Below are 20,322 nucleotides of genomic sequence, written 5' to 3' on the forward strand. Positions count from 1 at the left end.
CGCCAGGGCGGTTTTTGCCGTCAAGACCGCCAACTTCCACGAGGCAGCCCATGACATCGCCTTCTCTGACGCTTATCGCCGGGCTTGCGCTATCCGGCCTCACCCTTGCCGCCCCCGCTTTCGCTGCTGACGCTGCCGGCGCCAGCACCGCCGGCGGCTTTCCCGTGCAGGAGACCCGGCTGACCGGCGGCGCGGGCTCGGTGGAGCAGTTTGACCACAACGCCTATTCGCTGCCGCTGGACAACCTGGCCATGACCAAACGGCTGGACTTCAGCGTGGGCAACAGCTTTTTTCGCAACCCCTGGGTGGTCGCCCCGTCAAGCACCGCCGCCCGTGACGGGCTGGGGCCTTTGTTCAACACCAACAGCTGCCAGGGCTGCCATATAAAAGACGGCCGCGGCCACCCGCCCACAGGCGACGAGACGCCCATCGCGCTGTTTCTGCGCCTGTCGCTGCCCGCCGAACAGGGCGATGACGAGACCCTGAAAAAGCTGGGCGTGGTGCCGGTGCCCGGCTACGGCCGCCAGCTGCAAACCGCCGCGATTCCCGGCGCCGAGCCCGAAGGCAACATGGTCATCGAACACGAAGCCCGCGAGGTCACCCTGGAAGGCGGCGAGACGGTGACGCTGACCGAGCCGCGCTACCGCATCGAAGCCCCCGCCTACGGCGCGCTGCCCGAAGATCTGAAAACCTCGCCCCGGCTGGCCCCGCCCATGACCGGGCTGGGGCTTTTGTCGGCGATATCCGACGACGACCTGCGCGCCGCCGCCGACCCGGATGACGCCAACAATGACGGCATCTCCGGGCGCATCAACCACGTCTGGGACGAGCGCCGGCAGGAAACCATGGTCGGCCGTTTCGGCTGGAAAGCCGGCGAACCCAGCGTCGAACAGCAGAGCATGCACGCCTTCGCCGGCGACATGGGGCTGACCTCGAGTCTGGCCCCGGCCACCGACTGCACCGCCGCGCAGCGCTGCGACGAGTTCGAAAGCGGCGGCAAGCCCGAAGTCAGCGACAAGGTCGCCGACTTCATCACCTTCTACGCCGAAAGCCTGGCCGTACCCATGCGCCGGAACATGGACGATCCGACGGTGGCGCAGGGCGCCCGCCAGTTCAACCGGCTGGGCTGCGCAGCCTGCCACACTCCGCGCCAGCAAACCGCCGACGACGCCTCGCGAGCGGCGCTTGCCGGCCAGACTATCTGGCCCTACAGCGACCTTTTGCTTCACGACATGGGCGAGGGCCTTGCGGACAACCGCGCCGAGTTCGAGGCCACCGGGCAGGAGTGGCGCACCCCGCCGCTTTGGGGCATCGGCCTTGCGCAAACCGTGAATCCCCGGGCGCGCTTTCTGCACGACGGTCGCGCCAAGACCCTTGAAGAAGCCATTTTGTGGCACGGCGGCGAGGCCGAACCGGCCAGGGAGCGCTACCGTAAGCTGCTGAAAAGCGAGCGCCAAAGCGTGCTGCGTTTTCTCGAATCGCTGTAACTCCCCTGTTTGATCAAGGAACCCGCATGGCTCACCCAAGCTCTTTATACCGCGCCGGCCTGACAGCGTTCGCGCTGCTGATGGCCGCCAATACCGCCAGCGCCGGCGAAACCCCGCGCGAGCAGTGGCACCGAGCGGCCGCGCAGCAGTACTCGGCCCTGGCCGGCGCCGCCGAGACGCTCGAACAAAGCACCGCCGACTACTGCGATACCCCCAGTACCGATGGCCGCGCTACGCTGGAGGACGACTGGCTTGACGCCTATCAGCGCTGGCAGGCGGTGCGCTACGTTCAGTTCGGCCCCGTCGAGCAGCAGAGCCGAGGCTGGCAGCTGCAGTTCTGGCCCGACGGCAAGAACCTCGTCGGGCGCAAGGTGAAAACGCAGCTGAACGCCGACACGCCGCCCACGCTCGAGGACGTGGAGCAGGCCGGGGTGGCGCTGCAGGGATTCCCGGCGCTTGAGTACCTGCTGTACGACGACGCCATGGACGCCACTGCGCTCAAAAGCCCTAACGCCTGCGGGTTTTTGAGCGCGGTGAGCACCAACCTGGTCCACGTCACCCGGGCGCTTGAAGACGACTGGCAGTCGTTCGGCGAGCGCTTTATCGGCACCGACAGCTACACCCATACCCTGCTGCAAAGCGCGATCCAGAGCGTGGAGCTGCTGGAAGAAAAGCGTTTGGCGAGCCCCCTGGGGCTACGCGGCAAGCCGGCCAGCATCTATCGCGCCGAGGCCTGGCGCAGCGGGAAAAGCGTAGCGCTGATGCGGGCAAGCCTTGAAGGCCTCCAGAAAGGCCTGATGCCGGGGCTTACCGCGCTACTGGAAAGCCGCGGCCACCCAGCGCTTGCAAACAAGCTGGAAAAGCAGCTGAAGGAGGTAGCCGCGCGGGCCGACACGCTACCCGACGGCCTGGCCCCGGCCATCAAAGGTGAAGGTTCTGGCTCCGAGCCCGAGAAAAAAGCCGCCTTTGCCGACTTCCAGGGCTTTTACGTGCAGCTAAGCCAGCTGCGCCGGCTGCTGGCCCGGGACGTCGCCGCCGCCACCGGGCTGCGCCGGGGCTTCAACTCGAGCGACGGAGACTGAGCGATGACCGTCAACCGAACCCGCCGCCGCCTGCTTGCCGCCGGTGCCGGGGCGCTTGCCCTGCCGGCGCTGCCCTCCCTTGCCTGGGCACTACCCGGGCGAAAACACGCCGACTGGCTGTTCAGCGCCGTGGACGACGCCCGCGGCAACCACCGCATTGCCGCCATCACCCCGAACGGCGAGCAGCACTTTACTCTGGCCATCCCCGAGCGCTGCCACGGCGGCTGCCTCTCGCCCACGGCCCCGCGCGCGGTGGTGTTTGCCCGGCGGCCGGGGCAGCATTTTTACGTGGTGGACGGCGACCGCCGCGAAGTCAGCCACCGCGTCGCCGCCGACGGCGGCCATCACTTTTACGGCCACGGCGTGTTTGCGCCCGACGGGCGCTATCTCTACGTCACCGCCAACCGTCTGGAAGACGCCATGGGGCTGGTGCGGGTATACGACGCCGAAGACGACTATCGCCACGTCCGCGATATCGAGCTTGACGGCATCGGCCCCCACGAAATCCGCCTGCTGCCCGACGGCGAGACGCTGGCGGTGGGGCTCGGCGGCATCAAGACCCACCCGGACTACGGCCGGGTCAAGCTCAACCTGGGCGAAATGGACCCGGCGCTTTTGCTGGTCAACCGCCAAAGCGGCGAAGTGATCGCTCGCCATCGGCCGTCTCACCATCAGTTGAGCTGCCGGCATCTGGACGTGGCCGCCGACGGCACGGTGCTCGCCGGCTACCAGTTTCAAGGGCCGGAGTGGGAAACCCACCCGCTGCTCTGCCGGCTGGGGCCGGACGGCGCGTTCTCGGAGCTTGCGCTGGGGGAGGCGCTGACCGCCAGCCTGCAGCAGTACACCGCAAGCGTCGCTGTGAGCCGCCGCCGGGCGCTGGCGCTGGTGACCGCGCCGCGCGGCCACAAAGTCATCATGCTCAACTATCAAAGCGGCGCGCTGTTGGCCGAATACGCCCTGGCCGACGCCGCCGGGGCGCGCTGCGACGGCGCTGGCGGCTTTGTGGTCTCCTCCGGGCGCGGCGGGCTGTATCGCGTCACCCCCGGCACGCCCAGTGCAGCAGCGCTTGCCGATCTTGCCCTCCAGTGGGACAACCACTTGACCTGACTTACCCGCCCCGGTACCCGATGTGGCGCTGCGTCAGGCGTTTGCCGGCTGCTCGGCGAGCTGGCGGCGTATCAGCTCGCCGAGCTTGCGCGCCGGCTCCGAAGGCCGGTGCGGCGCCCAGTGCAGCGCCAGCTCAATGCTTGGCAGCGCCGGCAGCCCGCTGGACTCATCCAGCGGCTTGAGCATCGGCGTGAGCATGCTGCGGGTAATCACCACAACGGCCAGCCCCGCAATGACCAGCGGCTTGAGCCCGCTCATGGACTGGCTGGTATAGGCCACTTGCCATTGGCGCCCGGCAGATTCCAGCGCCTCCTCGGCCACCTCGCGAAACACATCCGCCCCGCGTGAATACAGCGCCAGCGGCAACGGGTCGCGCAAAAGCGGCTGGTGCTGCAGCCCTACCGCCCAGAGAAGCGGCTCCCGGCGAATCACTTCGCCGCCCGGCGAGTTGCGCTGGCGGGTCACCAGTGCCAAATCCAGCTCATCGCGCTTTACCCGGCTCACCAGATCGGCGCTGGTGCCGCAGATCACTTCCAGCTTGACACCGGGATAAAGCTGATGGAAGTAGCTAAACACCGCCGGTAGCAGCAGGGCATAGTCTTCAGGGATGCCCAGGCGCAGCTCACCGCTGACCTGGCGGGCCTGCATGTCCTGCCATGCCTCGTCGTTGACCGTCAGCAGCCGCCGGGCGTGGGTCAGCAGGCGTTCACCGTCGGCGGTAATCTTCAGCTGCCGCCCCAGGCGCTCGTGGAGTTCGATATCCAGCTGCGCCTCCAGGCGCTTTAGCTGCATGCTCACCGTGGACTGGGTATAAGACAGCCGCCGGGCTGCGGCAGTCACGCTGCCGGTATCGGCCACCGCGACCAGCGTACGCAGCAAAGTAAGGTCAAACGTTGGGGTACGCATAAGGCTCCTTGTGCATTGCCGGCGTTTGCGTTGCTGGCCTTTCCAGGCGCTTAACGGCCGGCGCTTCACGGCTATTACATCACAATCCTTGATATGTACTATCAAAAACTATCGATTTTATGATGTTTCGTTGCGGGCTATGCTACACGAAAGCTGTTCAAGGCAAGGAGCTATCGTATGCATCAAATTCATCTTTTGACCCAGCGTTATTTCAGCGTTGCCGCTGCGTTAGTTGCCGTTGTGCTGTGGAGTGCCGCCCCGCTGCTGTCCGAACAGGCCCGCGGGCTTGCCCCGCTGCCGCTGGCGGCGTTTACCCTGCTGGCCGGTGCCCTGGCTACGCTGCCGCTCAGCCGCCGCCAGCCGACCGGGCACTTAAGCCTGCGCTGGCGCCTGGCCATCTGGATGGGATTGCCGCTGCTGACCACCGGCGCAGTAAGCAGCTACTTTCTGGGTATGCGCCTGGCCCCGGCGTCGGACGCCGCCCTGATCACCTACACCTGGCCTGTGCTGTTTATTCTGCTCAGCCAGTGGCTCACCTTCGGCCGGGTACGTTTTGCAAGCGTGCTCGGCGCGCTGATCGCCTTTGCCGGCGCAGCACTGCTGATGGCCCCTGAAGCCGGCCGCAGCAGCGAGAGCTCGCTTATCGGCTACGGCTTTGCCGCCCTTGCCGCGGTGTGCTGGGCGCTGTATTCCTGGCTTTGCCAGGCCACGCCGGTCACGCTGACCCCGCTGATGCCGCGCATTCTGCTGATCGCAAGCGTGGTGACGGCGGCGGCGTTTGTGCCCTTTGCCGAAGGCCACATTGCGCTGCCCGATAACACCACGCTGCTGGCGGGGCTGGCCATTGGCCTTGGGCCGTTCGGCATCGCCATGGTGGCCTGGGACAAAGCGCTGCGCCTGGGCAAGGCCAGCGTCATCGGCAGCCTCGCCTACGGCGTGCCGGTGCTGGCGGCGGCGTTTCTGGTACTGGCGGGCATGAGCGTGCTGGACTGGCGCCTGCCGATCGCCGGGGCACTGGTGGTGGGCGGCTGCCTGCAGGCCAGCCGGCGCTAATCAACGCGCCGGGGCGCCGAGCGGCTGTTGCGACGTGAAGCGCTGCGCCTTGCCGAATAGCGGCGCAGCCCGTACAGCAGTGCCACGCCCAGCGCCAGCCCGCCCAGCGCCCAGAACACCTCACCGTGGCCGCGGGCCGTGGCCAGCGCACCGAGCTGGCTGCCCAAAAGCGTGACGCCGGCAAGCCCGGGCACGATGCCCAGAACCGAGCCGACCATGTAATCGCGAAAGCGCAGATGAAAGGCCCCGGCCATCATGTTGGTCAGGGTAAAAGGCGCCAGCGGCAGCAGATTGATCACCACCATGGCGCGCACGCCGCGCCCGGCCAGATAGCGCGATAAACCGTTCAAATGCCGGCCGCCGTAGGTAAGCAGCGCATCGCGGCCCAGCCAGCGACCCACCGCGTACGACACCACCGACGAGCACAGCGTGCCAAGCGTGGCGTACACAAAGCCCCACACCGGGCCGAACGCCAGCCCGGTTACCGCCACCAGAATGCTCAGCGGAAACATCACCAGCAGTGCGGCCATATACACCCCGGCCACGGCGATAAACGCCCAGGGCGCATCCCGCCAATCAGGTACCTGTGCCACCCAGTCGCGCACCCGCGCCACGGTCAGAATGTCGTGCACGGCAAGCCACTGCCATAGCGCCGCCAGCGCCAGCAGCACCACCAGCGCACCCAGCGCAATAGTGAGCGATCGTGTCATGTGATTTTTCCCGTTGCGCCGCGCGCTGCCCCGGGCCGGCAAGGCGCAGCGGTCGTATTTCGTGCTATGTTCGCCGGCATCATGTGAAGCCCCCGCCCGAGGAGAACCAAGCGCGTGCGACGCCGGCGACTTATCCCGTGGATTTTCTATCTCAACCTGACGCTGATTGCGGCCCTTTTAGGGTACAAAGTCTATCTCAATTTCTTTGAGCAGGATTTTGCCGCCAACCACGCCGTTCAGGTCAAGCAGATCGAGGCGCTGCTCGAGCAAAAGGCGCACTACCGCTTTGCCGTGCTGGGCAACATCAACAACTCCGTGGGCATTTTCGAGCGCAAGATCATCCCGCTGCTCAACGACGGCGACTACGACTTTGTGGTTTCGGCGGGCAACGCCGTCTCCAGCGGCGGGGAGGACAAGTACCGCGCGCTGTTCGGCACCCTTTCAAGGCTTGAGATGCCTTATCTGCTGACCTTTGGCCCCGGCGAAGAAAGCCGCATCGGCGGGTTTCGCTTTTACGACCACTTCGGCCCCTATCACTTCAGCTTTGCCGCCGGCAATTCGCGCTTTACCTTTCTCGACAGCACCGGCACCACCGACTACGGCTGGCAGCGCCGCTGGCTCGATGAGCTGCTCGCCGCCGCCCACGCCGATAACCACTTTGTGTTCAGCGCCTATCCGCTGTACCCGGTGGACTACTCGGGGCTTTTGCGCCTGGACGACGATTACCTGTTCCCCGAGGGCGCGCGCCGGGCGTTTACCCGGCTGATGGAAAACGCCGGCGTCGACGCGGTGTTTTCCAGCGAACTGGCGCTGTTTGACCGCCAGACCCACGCCGGCACCGACTACGTGGTCACCGGCGGCGCCGGCGGGCTGGTGCTCAACCAGGGCCGCAGCCGCTATCACTTCGTCGCCGTGGACGTGGACGGCGAGCGCGTGACGCTGGAAGCAAAGCCGCTGGACATCGGCCAGCATCCGTTTTGGCGCACGGCGGAAAGCCTGTGGTTTTTCATCTATTCGCTGTTTTACGTGGGCTATCTCAACTTTATCCTGCTGGTGGCCATCTTTATCGCCGTGGCCATCTGGCTGTATCACCGGATCTTTACCGAGCAAGACTACTACCCCGACTTTGATATCGACCCCGACGCCGACGACGGCACGCCGCTGCGCACGGTCATGTTTACCAACAACTATCTGCCGTTTATCGGCGGCGTGCCGATTTCCATCGAGCGGCTCAAGCGCGGACTGGCCGCGCTGGGCCATCCGGTGATGGTGGTGGCCCCGCGCTATTCTCGCCAGGCCGACGACGAGGCCGACGTGCTGCGCCTGCGCTCGCTGCTGCCGCTGGGCAAGCACCAGGAGTTTCGTCTGGCCAACGTGTTCAGCGTGCAGATGGCACGCCGGGTGCGCGCGTTCAAGCCCGACGTGATCCATGTGCACCACCCGTTCTGGATCGGCCGGGCCGGCCAGCTGCTCGGCCGGCTTTTGGGCGTACCGGTGATGTATACCTACCACACCCGGCTTGAGCACTACGCCCACTACGTCCCGCTGCCCGGGCCGCTGTTTCGCAACTTTATCTCTCATGCCTTGGTCAAGCGCTTTGCCAACGGCTGCGACGCGGTGATCGTGCCCACCAGTTCGGTGGAAGAATATCTGCGCATTATCGGGGTGAAAAAGCCGATTTTCGTCCAGCCCACGGGCATCGAGTACGAACGCTTTGCCCACGTCGACGCCGAGGCGGTGAGCACACTGCGAAACCGCCTGGGCCTGGCCGACAAGCGCGTGCTGGTGTCCATTTCGCGGCTGAGCCGGGAGAAAAACATCGACTTTCTGCTTGACGGCCTGCGCCTTTTACACGACGGCGGCGAGCACAGCGCCCACCTGCTGCTGGTCGGTGAAGGCCACGACCGCCGCCGCCTCGAAGCGCGCGCCGCCGCGCTGGGGCTTGGCGAGCACGTCACGCTGGCGGGTGCCGTAGCACCGGAAGACATCCCCGCCTACTGCCACGCCGCCGAGCTGTTTGTGTTTGCCTCGCGCTCGGAAACCCAGGGCATGGTGGTGCTTGAGGCCATGGCCGCCGGGCTGCCGGTGGTGGTCATCCGCTCCAGCGGCATCGAGGATATCGTCAGCCAGGGGAGCAACGGCTATAAAACCGCCCCGGACGTCACCGCCTGGAGCCGCGCGGTGGCCGAGCTGCTGCATGATGCCGACAAGCGCCGGCGCATGGGCCGCCAGGCAGCCGCGTTTGCCGCCGGCCATCGCGTTGAGCACTTCGCCCGTAGCGTGCTGCGCGCCTACCGCTACGCGCTGGCGGTCAAACGCAAGCGCAGCGGCCGTCAGCGCGATAAAAACGCCTGACGCCGCCCGGCTAGTCGTTTTGCGGCTCCGCGGCAATGCGGAACCACAGCGCATAAAGCGCGGGCACAAACAGCAGGGTAATCAGCGTGCCCGCCGCCACCCCGCCGATCAGCACAAAGGCCAAAGGCCCCCAGAAGCTGTCCAGGGTCAGCGGGATAAAGGCAAAAATCGCCGCAAGCGCGGTGAGCACCACCGGGCGGGCGCGCTGTACGCCGGCCTCGACCACGGCCTCGCGCAGGGCCATGCCCTGCTCGCGGTTATCGGCCACCTGCTGGGTGAGTATCAAGGTGTTGCGCATGAGAATGCCGGCAAGGCCAATAAGCCCCAGCATGGCGACAAAGCCGAACGGCTGGCCGAACAGCAGCAGTGCGGCCACCGCGCCGATCAGCCCCAGCGGCGCGGTGGCGACCACCATGAACGTGCCGGAAAACGAACGCATCTGCAGCATGATAAACGTCAGCATCAAAATCACCATCAGCGGCTGCAGCGCGGCAATCGAGGCCTCGGCCTTGGCCGACTGCTCCACCGAGCCGCCGATGTCCATGCGGTAGCCCGTCGGCAGGCCGTCGCGCAGAGCACCCAGCGCCTCCCACACCTCGGCGCTCACGTCCTTGGCCTGGGCGCCGGCCACCTCGGCGTTGACTGCCACAAACGGCGCGCGGTTGTAGCGCTTGATGACCGGCTGCTCGAACGACACTTCCAGATCACCCAGCTGGCCAAGCGGCACGCGCTTGCCGTCCCGGGTTTGCACATCGAGGCTTTTCAAACTCTCCACGTCGCTTGCCGCCGCGCGGCCCACGGCGGGCGCCAGGCGGATGCCGTCGCGCAGCCGGGTGATAGTGACGCCGTCAAGCTGGAACTGCAGCTGGCGGGCCACGTCGTCCGGGGCCAGCCCCAACAGGCTCAGGCGGTGGCTGTCCATGCCTAAGCGCACTCGGGGCACCTTGGCGTCCCACGCCAGATGCGGGTCACGCACATGGGCGTTTTGCGCAAAGACCTCGCGCACGTCGTGGCCTATTTCACGCAGGGTGTCGGCGTCCGGGCCGAGCACCCGCACGCTCACCGGCCACTCCACCGGCGGGCCGTAGAGCAGGGTCTGCACGCGCACCCGGGCCTCGGGGAATTCGCCGCTGTCCACGTGCTGATTCAGCGTCTCAATCAGCGCATCACGGGACTCGATGTCGTCGGCTACGGCGATCAGCTCGGCAAAGGCGGGGTTGGGCTGCTCTGGGGCGGCGGAGATGAAAAACCGCGGCGCACCGCGGCCCACGTAGGCGGAAAGCGAGGCCACGCCGTCGGCCTCGTCCACCAGCGCCTCCAGCTTGCGCGCGGTGGCGTCGGTGGCGTCAATGGCGGTGCCGTCGGGGTGGTGGATGGTCACCAGCACTTCAAGCCGGTCGGAGCTGGGAAAGAACTGCTGCTCCACCGGCCCGGCCATGCCGGCCACGGCCAGCAGCAACAGTGCTGCGGTCAGCCCCACCACGGTTTTGCGGTAGCGCACACAGCGGCTGACCAGCCGGCGCAGGCGGCGGTAGTGCGGCGTCTGATAGACGTTTTCTTCGCTGGTGGCGCGCCTGTGGCGCACCGGCATCAGCTTGACGCCCAGATACGGCGTAAACACCACCGCCACCACCCACGACAGCGGCAGCGCAATGGCCAGCACCCAGAAGATATTGCCGGCGTATTCGCCGACGTTGGAGCGGGCAAAGCCGATGGGTACAAAACCCGCCACGGTGACCAGGGTGCCGAACAGCATGGGCGCGGCGGTGACCTTCCAGGCGTGGCCGGCCGCACTTACCCGGTCCCAGCCCTGCTCCATTTTCACCATCATCATTTCAATGGCGATAATGGCGTCGTCGACCAAAAGCCCCAGGGCGATAATCAGCGCGCCCAGGCTCACCCGGTCGAGATTGATGCCCATGGCCTTCATCACCACAAAGGTCATGGCCAGCGTCACCGGAATGGCGATGCCCACCACTACGCCGGCGCGCAGCCCCACGGCGAGCATGGTCACCAGCATGACCACCACCACGGCGATGAGAAACTTCACCTGAAACAGGTTCACCGCCCCGGCAATGGCGTCGGCCTGGTTGGTCATCACGTCAAGCTCGATGCCCAGCGGCAGCCGGGCGCGCTCGCCGGCCCAGAAGTCGTCCAGGCGCTCGCCCAGCGCCAGGCCGTTTTCGCCGTCGCGCATCACCACGCCCAAAAGCAGCGCGTCTTTCTCAAAGGCGCGCACCATAAAAGCCGGCGGGTCCTCATACCCGCGGGACACCTCGGCGATATCGCCCAGCCGAATCAGCTCGCCGTCGATGCGCAGCGGCACATCGGCCAGTGCCTCCGGGTCGGAGACGTCATTGTCCAGCCGCAAATAGACGCGCGGGCCGGCGGTATCCAGAAAGCCCGCGGGCAGCAGCTTGTTATGCGCTTCAATGGCATCAAAGACGTCCCCGGGGGCCATGCCCAGGCTTTGCAAGCGCGGCATGTCAAAGTCGATCTGCACGCGCTCGTCGCGCTCGCCCAGCACTTCGGCGCGGTTGACGCCGTCAAGGCGCTGCAGCCGGTCGCGGATGCCCTCGGCCTCGCGCAAAAGCTCGCGCATGGAGAGTTCGGGCGCGGTCAGCGCCACCAGCGAGAAATACACGTCGCCGAAGTCTTCGTTGATGATCGGCCCCACTACGCCGTCGGGCAGGCTGCCGGCGGCGTCCTGCATGCGCCGGCGCACCTGATAAAAGCGGTCGGGCACGGCCTCGCCGGGGGTGGATTCCTCGAATTCGATCTGCATGTCCGCCCGCCCGGGGCGAACGGTGGTTTCCACCCGGTCGATGTTGTCCACCGCCTGAATCTGCTTTTCCAGCGGGTCGGCAATGTGGTTTTGCACCTCTTCCGGCGTGGCGCCGGGCCACAGCGCCGAGACCATCATCACGCGCATGGTGAAGTCCGGGTCTTCCGCCCGGCCCATGGAGGCAAAGGCGTAGAGCCCGGAGGCCAGCGCCACCAGCAGAAAAAACAGCGTGACCGAGCGCTCGCGCACCGCCAGCGCCGAGAGGTTGGGAAAGCTCACGATGCCGGCTCCTCGGCGCCCGGCGGCGCCAGCGCCTCAACCGGCATGCCCGGGTTGAGCAGGTGGGTGCCCAGCGCAATCACCGCCATGCCGGCCTTAAGCGCCTCGCCGCTGACCAGCGCCCGGTCACGTTCGATCCGCGCCACGCTGACCGCAAGCGGGCGCGCCTGGCCCTCAACGATGCGCCACACCTGCGCGCCCTCGCCGCGCGCGTCCACCGCCGCCACCGGCACCCGGTACAGCGGGGCCGCCGCGGCCCGCCGGTCAGACGCCGCGGCGAAACGCGTTTTCACCACCTCGCCCAGCCCCACCCCCGCGGGCAGCGCGCCGTCAATGCGGTAGCGCGCCTGCCAGGTGCGGCTGGCCGGATCAACCGAGCCGGACACCTGGCGACGCTCAAGCGCCAGCGTCTCATCGCCCAGCAGCAGCTCGCCGGCGGGCGGCGGGCGCACGTTCGAGGGAAACGCCACTTCAACCTCCCGAGGGCCCGCCTCGGCAAGCCGGGCCACCGGCTGGCCGACGCCTACCACCTGGCCCGGCTCACCGCTGACCCGGGTTAAAAGGCCGTCGCTTTCCGCGCGCAGGGTGGCGTAGGCAAGCGCGGTTTTCGCCTGCTCGACCTGTGCCCGGGCAGACGCCTGCCGGTCGCTGCGCTGCTGCGCTTCCAGCTCGGCGCGATCAAAGGCCTGCCGGCTGAGGTAGTCGCGGGCAAACAGCGTGCGGGCGCGTTCAAGGTCTGACTGCGCGACCGCCGCCGAGGCCCTGGCTGAGGCCAGCTCGGCTTTGGCCGCGTTCAGCGACTGGCGCAGATCGCTGTCGTCCAGCGTCATCAGCACCTCGCCCTTGGCAACCGGCTGGCCGGCATCCACGCGGCGGGTGGCAATCTGGCCGGCAACCTGAAACGCCTGGGGCGTTTCGTAGCGGGCCCGCACGGTTCCGGTCAGGCGCAGGGTCGGCGCGGCGACCTCGGCCACCGACGCGGTTTTTACCCGCCGAGGGGCCGAGTTTTGCGGGCCTTTCGGCGCATCACCGCAGCCGGCAAGCAGCAGGGCGGCACATAAAGCGGCATATAAAAAAGCAGCGAGTGGGCGCATGGCGGTCTCTGGGCTGGCTTGAGTCAGTGGCTCAAGCGTAAATCAAACGCTTGTTTATTAACATGCGCAAGCGTCAGCCCGACCGCTTGAGCCAGGCATAGACGTGGCGCTGCGCATAGCCGACAAAGCCCGCCCGGGCGTACAGCCGGCGTGCCGGGGTGTTGGTGGTATCCACCGAAAGCAGCAGGCGACGCGCCCCGGCGGCGTGCGCGCGGGCAAAGGCTGCGTCAAGTACCGCCCGGCCCAGCCCCTGGCCGCGCGCCTCGGGTGCAAGTCCCATCAGTAAAACCTCCATGCCGTCCACCGCCGGGCGCGGCGCCAGCAGAAGCGCGCCGACGGGCTGTGGCGGTTCGCGGTCGTCAAGATAGACCGCCGACCAATGGGCCGGGGCCGTATCGTCCTGCTGATAAAAGCCCGTCAGCAGCGCGGTGGCCCCCAGCGTTTCGCAAAGGGCAACGCAGTCCAGCGAGTTCTTCTGCACATCGGCAATCACCGCGATCTGGCCGGCGCGGTCAAGCGCATCCCAGGGGCCCAGGCGCACGGTCGTCGCTGCCGGGGCTACCGGCGCGGTGAGGTATTCCAGCGGCGCCACCAGCATCATTCCGGCGTCTTTTAGCGCGGCGGCGGCGTCAGCGTCGTCAGGGCCCAAGACCGCCTGGCAAAGGGCAAAGCCGCGCCGGCGGACCCAACGGCGTGCGCCGCGCAGCAGGGCGCCGCGCGCGCCGCACGCACAGGGCGGCCACAGCTGCGCGGTGTTGCCGGGCAGCGGCTGCACCCAGAGCGCGGCCTTTAGGGTTTGGCCGCGCAGCGCGACCAGCAGCCCGTCCCAGCCGTGATCGGGCGTTTTTTGGTGGTCAGCCACCGCCTGGGCAAGCTCGGCGCGACCGGCGCCATGCCCGGCGGCGGCCAGCTGCATGATGGCCTCCTGGCGCCGCGCCGGCGGGCACGGCACGACGCGATCGCCGCCGGCGTCAAAGGTGTCAGGGGCGGGCACGGGGCGAGCGCTCCTGTGGCGGCAGACCAAGATACGGCGCGTACCTTGAATACGAGCAAGTTCGCCTGCATATCCTAGCTAGCTTATCCATTGATTCACTCATTGATTCGTCCGTTAAGTAGAGAGCCGCCATGTCGATTATTGACCCGCGTACCGGCGAGGCGCTGACCGCGCCGGTTGAGCAAAGCGATGCAACCTCTGCCGCCGCACCGCCCGGCACCGCAGAAAACGGCAGCGCCGCGCCGGGCACCGTGCGCCCGGAAGACGTGATTGTCGACGTCGACGCCGGCAACATTCAGCAGATTCTGGAAGCCTCCATGCAGGTGCCGGTGCTGCTGGACTGCTGGGCCCCCTGGTGCGAGCCGTGCAAAACGCTGACGCCGGTGCTGGAAAAGCTCGCGGTGGAATACCGCGGCGCCTTTATTCTGGCCAAGCTCGACGTCGAGGCCAACGCCGAGATCGGCAGCCAGCTGGGCGTGCGCTCGGTGCCGGACGTCAAGCTGGTCAGCCAGGGCGGGCTGGTCGACAACTTTACCGGCGCGCTGCCGGAAAAAGATATCCGCGAGTGGCTGGGCCGCTATTTTCAGCCGCCGGAAGACGCCCCGACAAGCCCTGAGGAGCTGGCGGAGGCGGCCATGGAAGCCGGCGACGCGGCAACCGCCCGAGAAATCTATCAAGCACAGATGGAGCAGTACCCGGAGCATTACCCTTATCAGGTGAGCCTGGCCCGAGCGCTGGCGGCCGAAGGCCGCGGCGACGAGGCGCGGGGCCTGCTCGACAACCTGCCGCCGGAAGAGCGCGACGCCGCACCGGCGCGCGGGGTGCGTGCCAGCATCGAGTTCAGCGAGCGCGCCCTGCCCCACGCCGAGATCGAGGCCCTCGCCGAGCGCGACGACAGCGAGGCGCGTTTTCAGCGTGCCCTGCGCCAGCTCGCCGACGGCCAATACGAAGCGGGGCTGGAAGGGCTGCTGCGGCTGATGCAAAGCGATCGCGGCTACGGCGACGACGCCGCGCGCAAAACGCTGCTGCAGGTGTTCGACGCCCTGGGCGCCGAACACCCGCTGACCGTGGCCTATCGGCGCAAGCTCTTTGCGCTGCTCTATTAATAAGCCTACGCCTGGCCTTCGCCCTTGAGCAGCGCATCCATACGCTCAAGGGCAGCGTCAAGCTGGGCGGCCGTGGTCCCGAAATTCAGCCGCACAAAGCCGGGGCTGGCAAAGTCCGCGCCGTCGGACAGCGCCACCCCGGCACGCGCCAGCAGCGCCTGCTGGGGCGAATCCCCCAGCCCCGCATCGCGCATGTCAAGCCAGGCCAGATAGGTGGCTTCAGGCGTGCTCATGGTCACCCCGGGCCAGCGCGCGACGTACGCGGCAATCCGCGCACGATGGCCGCGCAGCGTCTCAAGCAGCGCCTGGCGCCAGGGCTCGCCCTCGGCGTAGGCGGCCTTCGCCGCTTCCATCCCCAGCACGTTGCACTCGGGTAAAAGCCCCGCCGCCGCCGTGCTGAAGCGTTTGCGCAGCACCGGATCGGAAATGATCGCACAGGCGGTGGAAAGCCCTGCCAAATTGAAGGTCTTGGACGGCGCCCAGAGCGTCACGGTGCGCGCGGCAAGCTCAGGGTAGGCCGCCGCCAGCGGCCGGTGACGCGCGCCCGCGTCCAGCAGCAGATCGCAGTGCAGCTCGTCGGAAACCACGTAGAGGTCATGGCGCACGACAAGCTCGGCAAGACCGGCCAGCTCGTCATCGCGCCATACCCGCCCGGTGGGATTGTGCGGCTGGCACCACAGCAGCAGGCGGGTTTGCGGGGTAATGGCGGCTTGTAGCGCTGCAATATCCAGCCGCCAGCCCTCGCCGGTCGCCTCCGGCGGGGCCAGGGCGGCCTGCTGGGCGAGCCGGCCGGTATGGCGGGCCACGTCCAGAAACGGCGGATAGATCGGCGTGACGGTTAACACGCCGTCACCGGGCTCGGTTAGCGCCATGCAGGCTAAATGCAGAGCCGGCACCACGCCGGGCAGCCACTGCTGCCACTCGGGCTCAATGGCCCAGCCGTAGTGGGCCAGGCTCCAATCGCACAGCACACCGGCCAGATCGGCCGGCGCGTAGGCATAGCCGAAAACGCCGTGCTCCACGCGGCGCGTCAGCGCTTCAATCACCGCCGGCGGCGAACGAAAATCCATATCCGCGACCCAAAGCGGGAGCACCTCACCGCCGTAGCGGTGCCATTTTTTCGAGGAATAGCCACCCAAGGGGTGGCGCCGCTCGATCGGCGTGGCAAAATCAAACGCCATGAGCTCTCTCCGTTTATATAAAAGCCGATAGTTTGCGGTGCCCCAGCGACGCCGCCACGGCCATTGTTTCGCAACCCGCCGCCGTCGGGAACCGTCAGGAGCCACCCTATGGCCATCCGCTACAATCTTTGGCTTGATCCGGACAATACCGCTCAACACCGCGCCATGGAAGCCGAGCTGGAAGGCTACTTCATGGCCCGCTTCGCCGACTACCCGCACATTAGCCTGGCCGATGCGGACCCTTACGACTATGATGCGCCGTTCAACCGGCTCTACGACGTGCTCATCGCCCGTGCCGCGGAGTTCTGCGAGCGCCGCTGGGGCTATGTTGCCACCCCCGCCCAGCTCAATCGCTGCTTTTTTCGCGCAGTAGGGCGCTCCAGCAAGATCGTGCCGGACGAGCCCTAGGCTGCGCTACGTTTTCTTTTTACGCGCTATTTTCCTTACGCTCTGTTTTTACATCCTGTTTTATGCCCTGTTTTTACGTCCTGTTAGAGATACCGCCATGCTGATCCGAACCGCGCACGCCCCGTCGGCGTCCGAGCTTGATATCATCACCTGTCAGCTGGGCCGTGCGCCGCGCGGCATCGAGGCCGTTGCCGCCGTGGACGGCGAAAATACCCCGCTCGCCCTGCGCATGGCGCCCATCGTTGCCGGCGCGCCTTTTCCCACGCTGTACTGGCTGTCCAGCGAGCGGCTGAGAGTGGAAATTTCGCACCTGGAAGCCGCCGGCGTGATCAAGCAGCTGGAACAAAGGCTACAGGAAGACGCCGACTTTCTCGCCGCCTATCACCAGAGCCATCGCGACTATATCGCCGAGCGCTGGGCATGGATGAACGAGGCGCAGAAAGCCGACATCGCCCGCCGAGGCTACACCCAGGTGCTCACCGAGCGCGGCGTGGGAGGCATCAGCAACTGGGATCAGGTGCGCTGCCTGCACACCCAGTACGCCCATCACCTGGGCGGCCACAACGCCATCGGCCAGTGGCTGGACGATACCTATCGGCTGGATCGCTGCCTGCCGTAAGCGCTGCTTTCTCTTTACCCACAAGGACTTTTTCATGGCCCGTTTTTGCGTTTATCTTGGCTCACGCAGCGGTGAGCACCCCGACTTTTGCCAGGCCGCCACGGCGCTGGGCCGGATGCTGGCCCGGCGCGGCCATACGCTGATTTACGGCGGCGCACGCATCGGTCTGATGGGGGCGCTGGCCAACGCAGCACTGGACGAAGGCGGTGACGTCATCGGCGTGATGCCTGACCACCTGGTCGAACGCGAACAGGCCCATCTCGGCCTGACCGAGCTCATTCGAGTGCGCGACATGCACGCGCGCAAGGCCGCCATGGCCGCCCGCGCCGACGCTTTCATGGCCCTGCCCGGCGGCATCGGCACGCTGGAGGAGCTGTTTGAAATCTGGACCTGGGGCTATCTGGGGCTGCACGACAAGCCGCTGGGCGTGCTCAACGTGCAGGATTTCTACACGCCGCTGCTGAGCTTTGTCGACGCCACGGTCGAACACGGCTTTTTGCATCCGGCCACCCGGCACATGCTGCTCGACGCCGCCACCCCCGAGGCCTTGCTTGACGCGCTGCAAGCCAAGCTTAAGCTAGCAGCCTTTCCCATCATCAGGAGTGTTGCATGTATGCCATGCATTTTAGCGGGCAGCAGGCCCGCTGGCAGGAAACCGCCGAGCTTGATCCGCCGCGCCCCGGTGAGGTGCAGCTGCGCGTTGCCTACGCCGGGGTCAACCGCGCCGATCTGATGCAGCGCGCCGGCCACTATCCGCCGCCGCCCGGGGTAAGCGATATTCCCGGGCTCGAAGTCAGCGGCACGGTGATCGGCGTCGGCGCAAACGTCCGCTCGCTGGCCGCAGGCGACGAGGTCTGTGCGCTGCTGGCCGGCGGCGGCTACGCCGAAAAGGTCAACGTGGATGCCCGGCAGGTGCTACCGCTGCCCCGCGGTTTTTCGCTGCGCGACGGCGCGGCACTGCCCGAGGTGTTCGCCACCGCCTGGCTGAATCTGTTTATGGAAGGCAACCTTCAGCCCGGCGAGCGCGTGCTGCTCCACGCCGGCGCCAGCAGCGTCGGCCGCGCGGCGATTCAGCTGTGCCGGGCGTTTGACCGGCCGTGTTTTGTCACCGCCGGCAGCCAGGCCAAGCTGGATGCCTGCGCCGCACTCGGGGCCGACGAGGGATTCAACCGCCACGACGGCAGCTTTGTGGACGCGGTAAAAGCCTGGGGCGGCGCTGACGTGATTGTCGACCCGGTCGGCGCAAGCTATCTGCCCGACAACCAGCGCGTGCTCAACGCCGACGGGCGGCTGGTGCTGATCGGCCTGATGGGCGGGCGCCACGCCGAGCTGGATATGGGCAGAATGCTGGTGAAGCGCCAGCGTTTGATCGGCTCCACTCTACGCGGCAAATCCCCGGCCGCCAAAGGCGAGATCATGCAGGCGCTTTACACCCACGTCTGGCCTTTGCTGGAAAGCGCCAGGCTCAACATCCAGCTTGACCGCTGCTGGCCGATAGAAGAGGTCAACGACGCCCACGCCTGCATGGAGCAAAATGCCAACGCCGGCAAGCTGGTGCTGCATATCAGCGCCAGGCAGTAAGCGCCCGCGTGTGGGCATAGGTAAGCTGGAGCAGGCGAGCATCGTCGCCGGCGCGGTGGCGCTGAATGCCGTGCTGGGCCATCAGCGCCTCCCGGGTCGGATACCATAGCGCCTGCTGCTCTTCGCTGAGCAGCAGGCGCAGCGTCTCCAGGCGAAACGCCGGCAGCATGCCGGCATGGTGAAACAGCAGCGAAAGCCAGGTGTTGTCAAACCCCCAGCTGTCGCTGTAGACCTTTTCCAAACCGCCCAGCTCGTCGTTGAGCCAGCGGGCCACTTGAATGACGGGGTGGCCTTCGCGCTCAAGGCGTTCACGCGATATGCCGTGAAGCCGCTCGGCCTGGGGGTCCCAGTGCGTCCAGTCCCGCCGGGGCTGAATCAGCAGCGCACAGCCGCTGCCGTCGCCTCGGGCAATGCCCACTTCAATGGGGTAGCTGCCGCGCCCAAAGCCGGACGCTTCGATATCCAGCAATGTCGGTAGCGTCTCGTTCACGGGCTTTCTCACTGGGTCAAGCGCGCGGCGGGGTCGCCGCCGGGTCGGGTTACGATGCGCCGGCGGTCAGCGTGTCGTCGGCCAGCTGCTGCCAGTAAGCTGCCTGCTCGCCGTCGACGGCAAGGCCCAGCTCTCCCTGGCGATAGGCGCGCACCAGCCGCTCGGCGGCAAGATAGTGGCCGGCCTTGGCCGCTCGGGCATACCAGGTAACGGCATATTCGTCCCGACGCGGATACTGCGCGCAGCCGTGCTCGTAGATCCGCGCGACCTGATACTGCGCCTTGAGGTCTCCTGCGTGGGCCGCTTCTACCACGTAGCGGGCACCGCGGGCCTTGTCCTGAGGAGAGGCGCTGCGGTGAAACAGCATATGGCCGTACACCGATAGCGCATCCGGATGCCCGGCCTCGGCGCAGTGCTTGAAAAGCCTAAGCGTCAGCCGCTGGGTGCGCTTTGATCGCGGCAGCAGCCAGCGGGTATGAAAAAGCCTATCGGCCAGGCGATACTCAAGACGCGTCAACAAAGATGATGCCTGCAACATGGCGAACCACCTTGCCTGTCAAGTGGAATCCGGAAAAGCCGCCAACAGCGCACTTGCGGCTACCCTAGTGTGCCCTTGTCCGACCGGCAGCCGGCCAACGGGCTGGCAAGCATACGCCCGGCGCTGCAAGGACTCAACCCCCGTCATTTGCCGCCTGTCATCCCCCTCGCTACCATACGCTTTACGCGCCGGCAACGACGTTACGTCCGCGTCTTCAGGCCTTTCAAAAGGAGATCATCATGCAAACGCGCCCTTTGGGTAACACCGGCATCAACCTGACACTTCCCGCCCGCCGCGCACTGCGCTTTGGGCGAGGGTTCCCGGGTCACCCCGAGAACCTTCCTGCTTCAACACGCCTTCACTAGGCCGTGACGATTAGGCCACAGCCCCCGATCCAGTCGCTCCACAGGCTACCCCCGCCCGTCCGGCGGTTTCGATATTCCGGTTCTTCGTCGTTTCATGTGGATTTGGCCTGATCCAGCAGGCGGCCCACCGGGCTGCCGATCAGGTAGATCATCGCGATGAAGTTGGCCTCGTTCCGGTAACC

General features: G+C 66.7%; 17 protein-coding genes and 1 pseudogene. 10 read left to right on the forward strand and 8 right to left on the reverse strand.

Features of this window, described 5'->3' with window-relative positions:
- Positions 1 to 50: 50 nt before the first annotated feature.
- From ABD654_RS07805 to ABD654_RS07815, 3 genes are read left to right on the forward strand one after another with little or no spacing between them, the layout of a single operon-like run.
- Positions 51 to 1,487 carry a di-heme oxidoreductase family protein gene (locus ABD654_RS07805; protein ID WP_344703966.1) on the forward strand — a complete coding sequence of 479 codons (1,437 nt, stop codon included), beginning with the start codon at positions 51 to 53 and terminating at the stop codon, positions 1,485 to 1,487.
- Positions 1,488 to 1,513: 26 nt separating this feature from the next.
- Positions 1,514 to 2,569 (forward strand): imelysin family protein, encoded by a 1,056-nt coding sequence (locus ABD654_RS07810; protein WP_344703967.1) that lies wholly within the window; start codon positions 1,514 to 1,516, stop codon positions 2,567 to 2,569.
- A 3-nt stretch (positions 2,570 to 2,572) separates the two neighbouring features.
- Positions 2,573 to 3,676: a DUF1513 domain-containing protein gene (locus tag ABD654_RS07815; protein ID WP_344703969.1), complete on the forward strand. Its 1,104-nt coding sequence runs from the start codon at positions 2,573 to 2,575 to the stop codon at positions 3,674 to 3,676.
- 33 nt (positions 3,677 to 3,709) lie between these two features.
- Here ABD654_RS07815 and ABD654_RS07820 read toward each other — a convergent pair whose 3' ends face one another.
- Positions 3,710 to 4,582, reverse strand: a complete 873-nt coding sequence (locus ABD654_RS07820) for a LysR substrate-binding domain-containing protein (RefSeq protein WP_344703971.1) — start codon at positions 4,580 to 4,582, stop codon at positions 3,710 to 3,712.
- 177 nt (positions 4,583 to 4,759) lie between these two features.
- Between ABD654_RS07820 and ABD654_RS07825 the strand changes: the two genes are divergently transcribed.
- Positions 4,760 to 5,635: a DMT family transporter gene (locus ABD654_RS07825; protein WP_344703973.1), complete on the forward strand. Its 876-nt coding sequence runs from the start codon at positions 4,760 to 4,762 to the stop codon at positions 5,633 to 5,635.
- Here ABD654_RS07825 and ABD654_RS07830 read toward each other — a convergent pair.
- On the reverse strand, positions 5,632 to 6,345 hold the full coding sequence (locus ABD654_RS07830) for a TVP38/TMEM64 family protein (RefSeq protein ID WP_344703975.1): 714 nt from the start codon (positions 6,343 to 6,345) through the stop codon (positions 5,632 to 5,634). The genes ABD654_RS07825 and ABD654_RS07830 overlap by 4 nt on opposite strands.
- 114 nt (positions 6,346 to 6,459) lie before the next feature.
- Here ABD654_RS07830 and ABD654_RS07835 point away from each other — a divergent pair, with 114 nt between their 5' ends.
- A complete protein-coding gene (locus ABD654_RS07835) occupies positions 6,460 to 8,700 on the forward strand; it encodes a glycosyltransferase (RefSeq protein WP_344703977.1) in 2,241 nt (746 codons plus the stop codon).
- A 10-nt stretch (positions 8,701 to 8,710) separates the two neighbouring features.
- Here the strand turns inward: ABD654_RS07835 and ABD654_RS07840 are convergent, their stop codons facing one another.
- The 3 genes from ABD654_RS07840 to ABD654_RS07850 all read right to left on the reverse strand — a co-directional run bounded on the left by ABD654_RS07840 (position 8,711) and on the right by ABD654_RS07850 (position 13,852).
- Positions 8,711 to 11,764, reverse strand: coding sequence for an efflux RND transporter permease subunit (locus ABD654_RS07840; protein WP_344703978.1), 3,054 nt, complete (start codon positions 11,762 to 11,764; stop codon positions 8,711 to 8,713).
- Complete coding sequence (locus ABD654_RS07845) at positions 11,761 to 12,858, reverse strand: efflux RND transporter periplasmic adaptor subunit (RefSeq protein ID WP_344703980.1); 1,098 nt, start codon at positions 12,856 to 12,858, stop codon at positions 11,761 to 11,763. Before ABD654_RS07845 ends, ABD654_RS07840 begins: the two co-directional genes overlap by 4 nt.
- A 73-nt stretch (positions 12,859 to 12,931) precedes the next feature.
- On the reverse strand, positions 12,932 to 13,852 hold the full coding sequence (locus ABD654_RS07850; protein WP_344703982.1) for a GNAT family N-acetyltransferase: 921 nt from the start codon (positions 13,850 to 13,852) through the stop codon (positions 12,932 to 12,934).
- 131 nt (positions 13,853 to 13,983) lie between these two features.
- Between ABD654_RS07850 and ABD654_RS07855 the strand changes: the two genes are divergently transcribed.
- A complete protein-coding gene (locus ABD654_RS07855) occupies positions 13,984 to 14,958 on the forward strand; it encodes a tetratricopeptide repeat protein (protein ID WP_344703984.1) in 975 nt (324 codons plus the stop codon).
- A gap of 5 nt (positions 14,959 to 14,963) precedes the next feature.
- Here ABD654_RS07855 and ABD654_RS07860 read toward each other — a convergent pair whose 3' ends face one another.
- Positions 14,964 to 16,139, reverse strand: coding sequence for a MalY/PatB family protein (locus ABD654_RS07860; protein WP_344703986.1), 1,176 nt, complete (start codon positions 16,137 to 16,139; stop codon positions 14,964 to 14,966).
- Positions 16,140 to 16,247: 108 nt separating this feature from the next.
- Here ABD654_RS07860 and ABD654_RS07865 point away from each other — a divergent pair, with 108 nt between their 5' ends.
- From ABD654_RS07865 to ABD654_RS07880, 4 genes and pseudogenes are all read left to right on the forward strand, one after another.
- On the forward strand, positions 16,248 to 16,547 hold the full coding sequence (locus ABD654_RS07865) for a hypothetical protein (RefSeq protein ID WP_344703989.1): 300 nt from the start codon (positions 16,248 to 16,250) through the stop codon (positions 16,545 to 16,547).
- 97 nt (positions 16,548 to 16,644) lie between these two features.
- Entirely contained in the window at positions 16,645 to 17,166 is a 522-nt protein-coding gene (locus ABD654_RS07870) for a DUF501 domain-containing protein (RefSeq protein WP_344703991.1), read from the forward strand.
- A 34-nt stretch (positions 17,167 to 17,200) separates the two neighbouring features.
- Positions 17,201 to 17,740 (forward strand): annotated as a pseudogene (locus ABD654_RS07875) (LOG family protein); the annotation flags it as partial.
- A gap of 35 nt (positions 17,741 to 17,775) precedes the next feature.
- Positions 17,776 to 18,747 (forward strand): NAD(P)H-quinone oxidoreductase, encoded by a 972-nt coding sequence (locus ABD654_RS07880; RefSeq protein ID WP_344703993.1) that lies wholly within the window; start codon positions 17,776 to 17,778, stop codon positions 18,745 to 18,747.
- On the opposite strand, the gene ABD654_RS07885 is transcribed toward ABD654_RS07880, so the two are convergent.
- Together ABD654_RS07885 and ABD654_RS07890 are read right to left on the reverse strand one after the other, a co-directional pair.
- Positions 18,731 to 19,237 carry a 3'-5' exonuclease gene (locus ABD654_RS07885; RefSeq protein ID WP_344703995.1) on the reverse strand — a complete coding sequence of 169 codons (507 nt, stop codon included), beginning with the start codon at positions 19,235 to 19,237 and terminating at the stop codon, positions 18,731 to 18,733. The two genes, ABD654_RS07880 and ABD654_RS07885, sit on opposite strands and share 17 nt — an antisense overlap.
- Positions 19,238 to 19,286: 49 nt before the next feature.
- A complete protein-coding gene (locus ABD654_RS07890) occupies positions 19,287 to 19,775 on the reverse strand; it encodes a tetratricopeptide repeat protein (RefSeq protein ID WP_344703997.1) in 489 nt (162 codons plus the stop codon).
- Positions 19,776 to 20,322: the final 547 nt, after the last annotated feature.

It is taken from the genome of Halomonas cibimaris (assembly GCF_039537045.1).
Taxonomy (GTDB): Bacteria; Pseudomonadota; Gammaproteobacteria; order Pseudomonadales; family Halomonadaceae; genus Vreelandella; species Vreelandella cibimaris.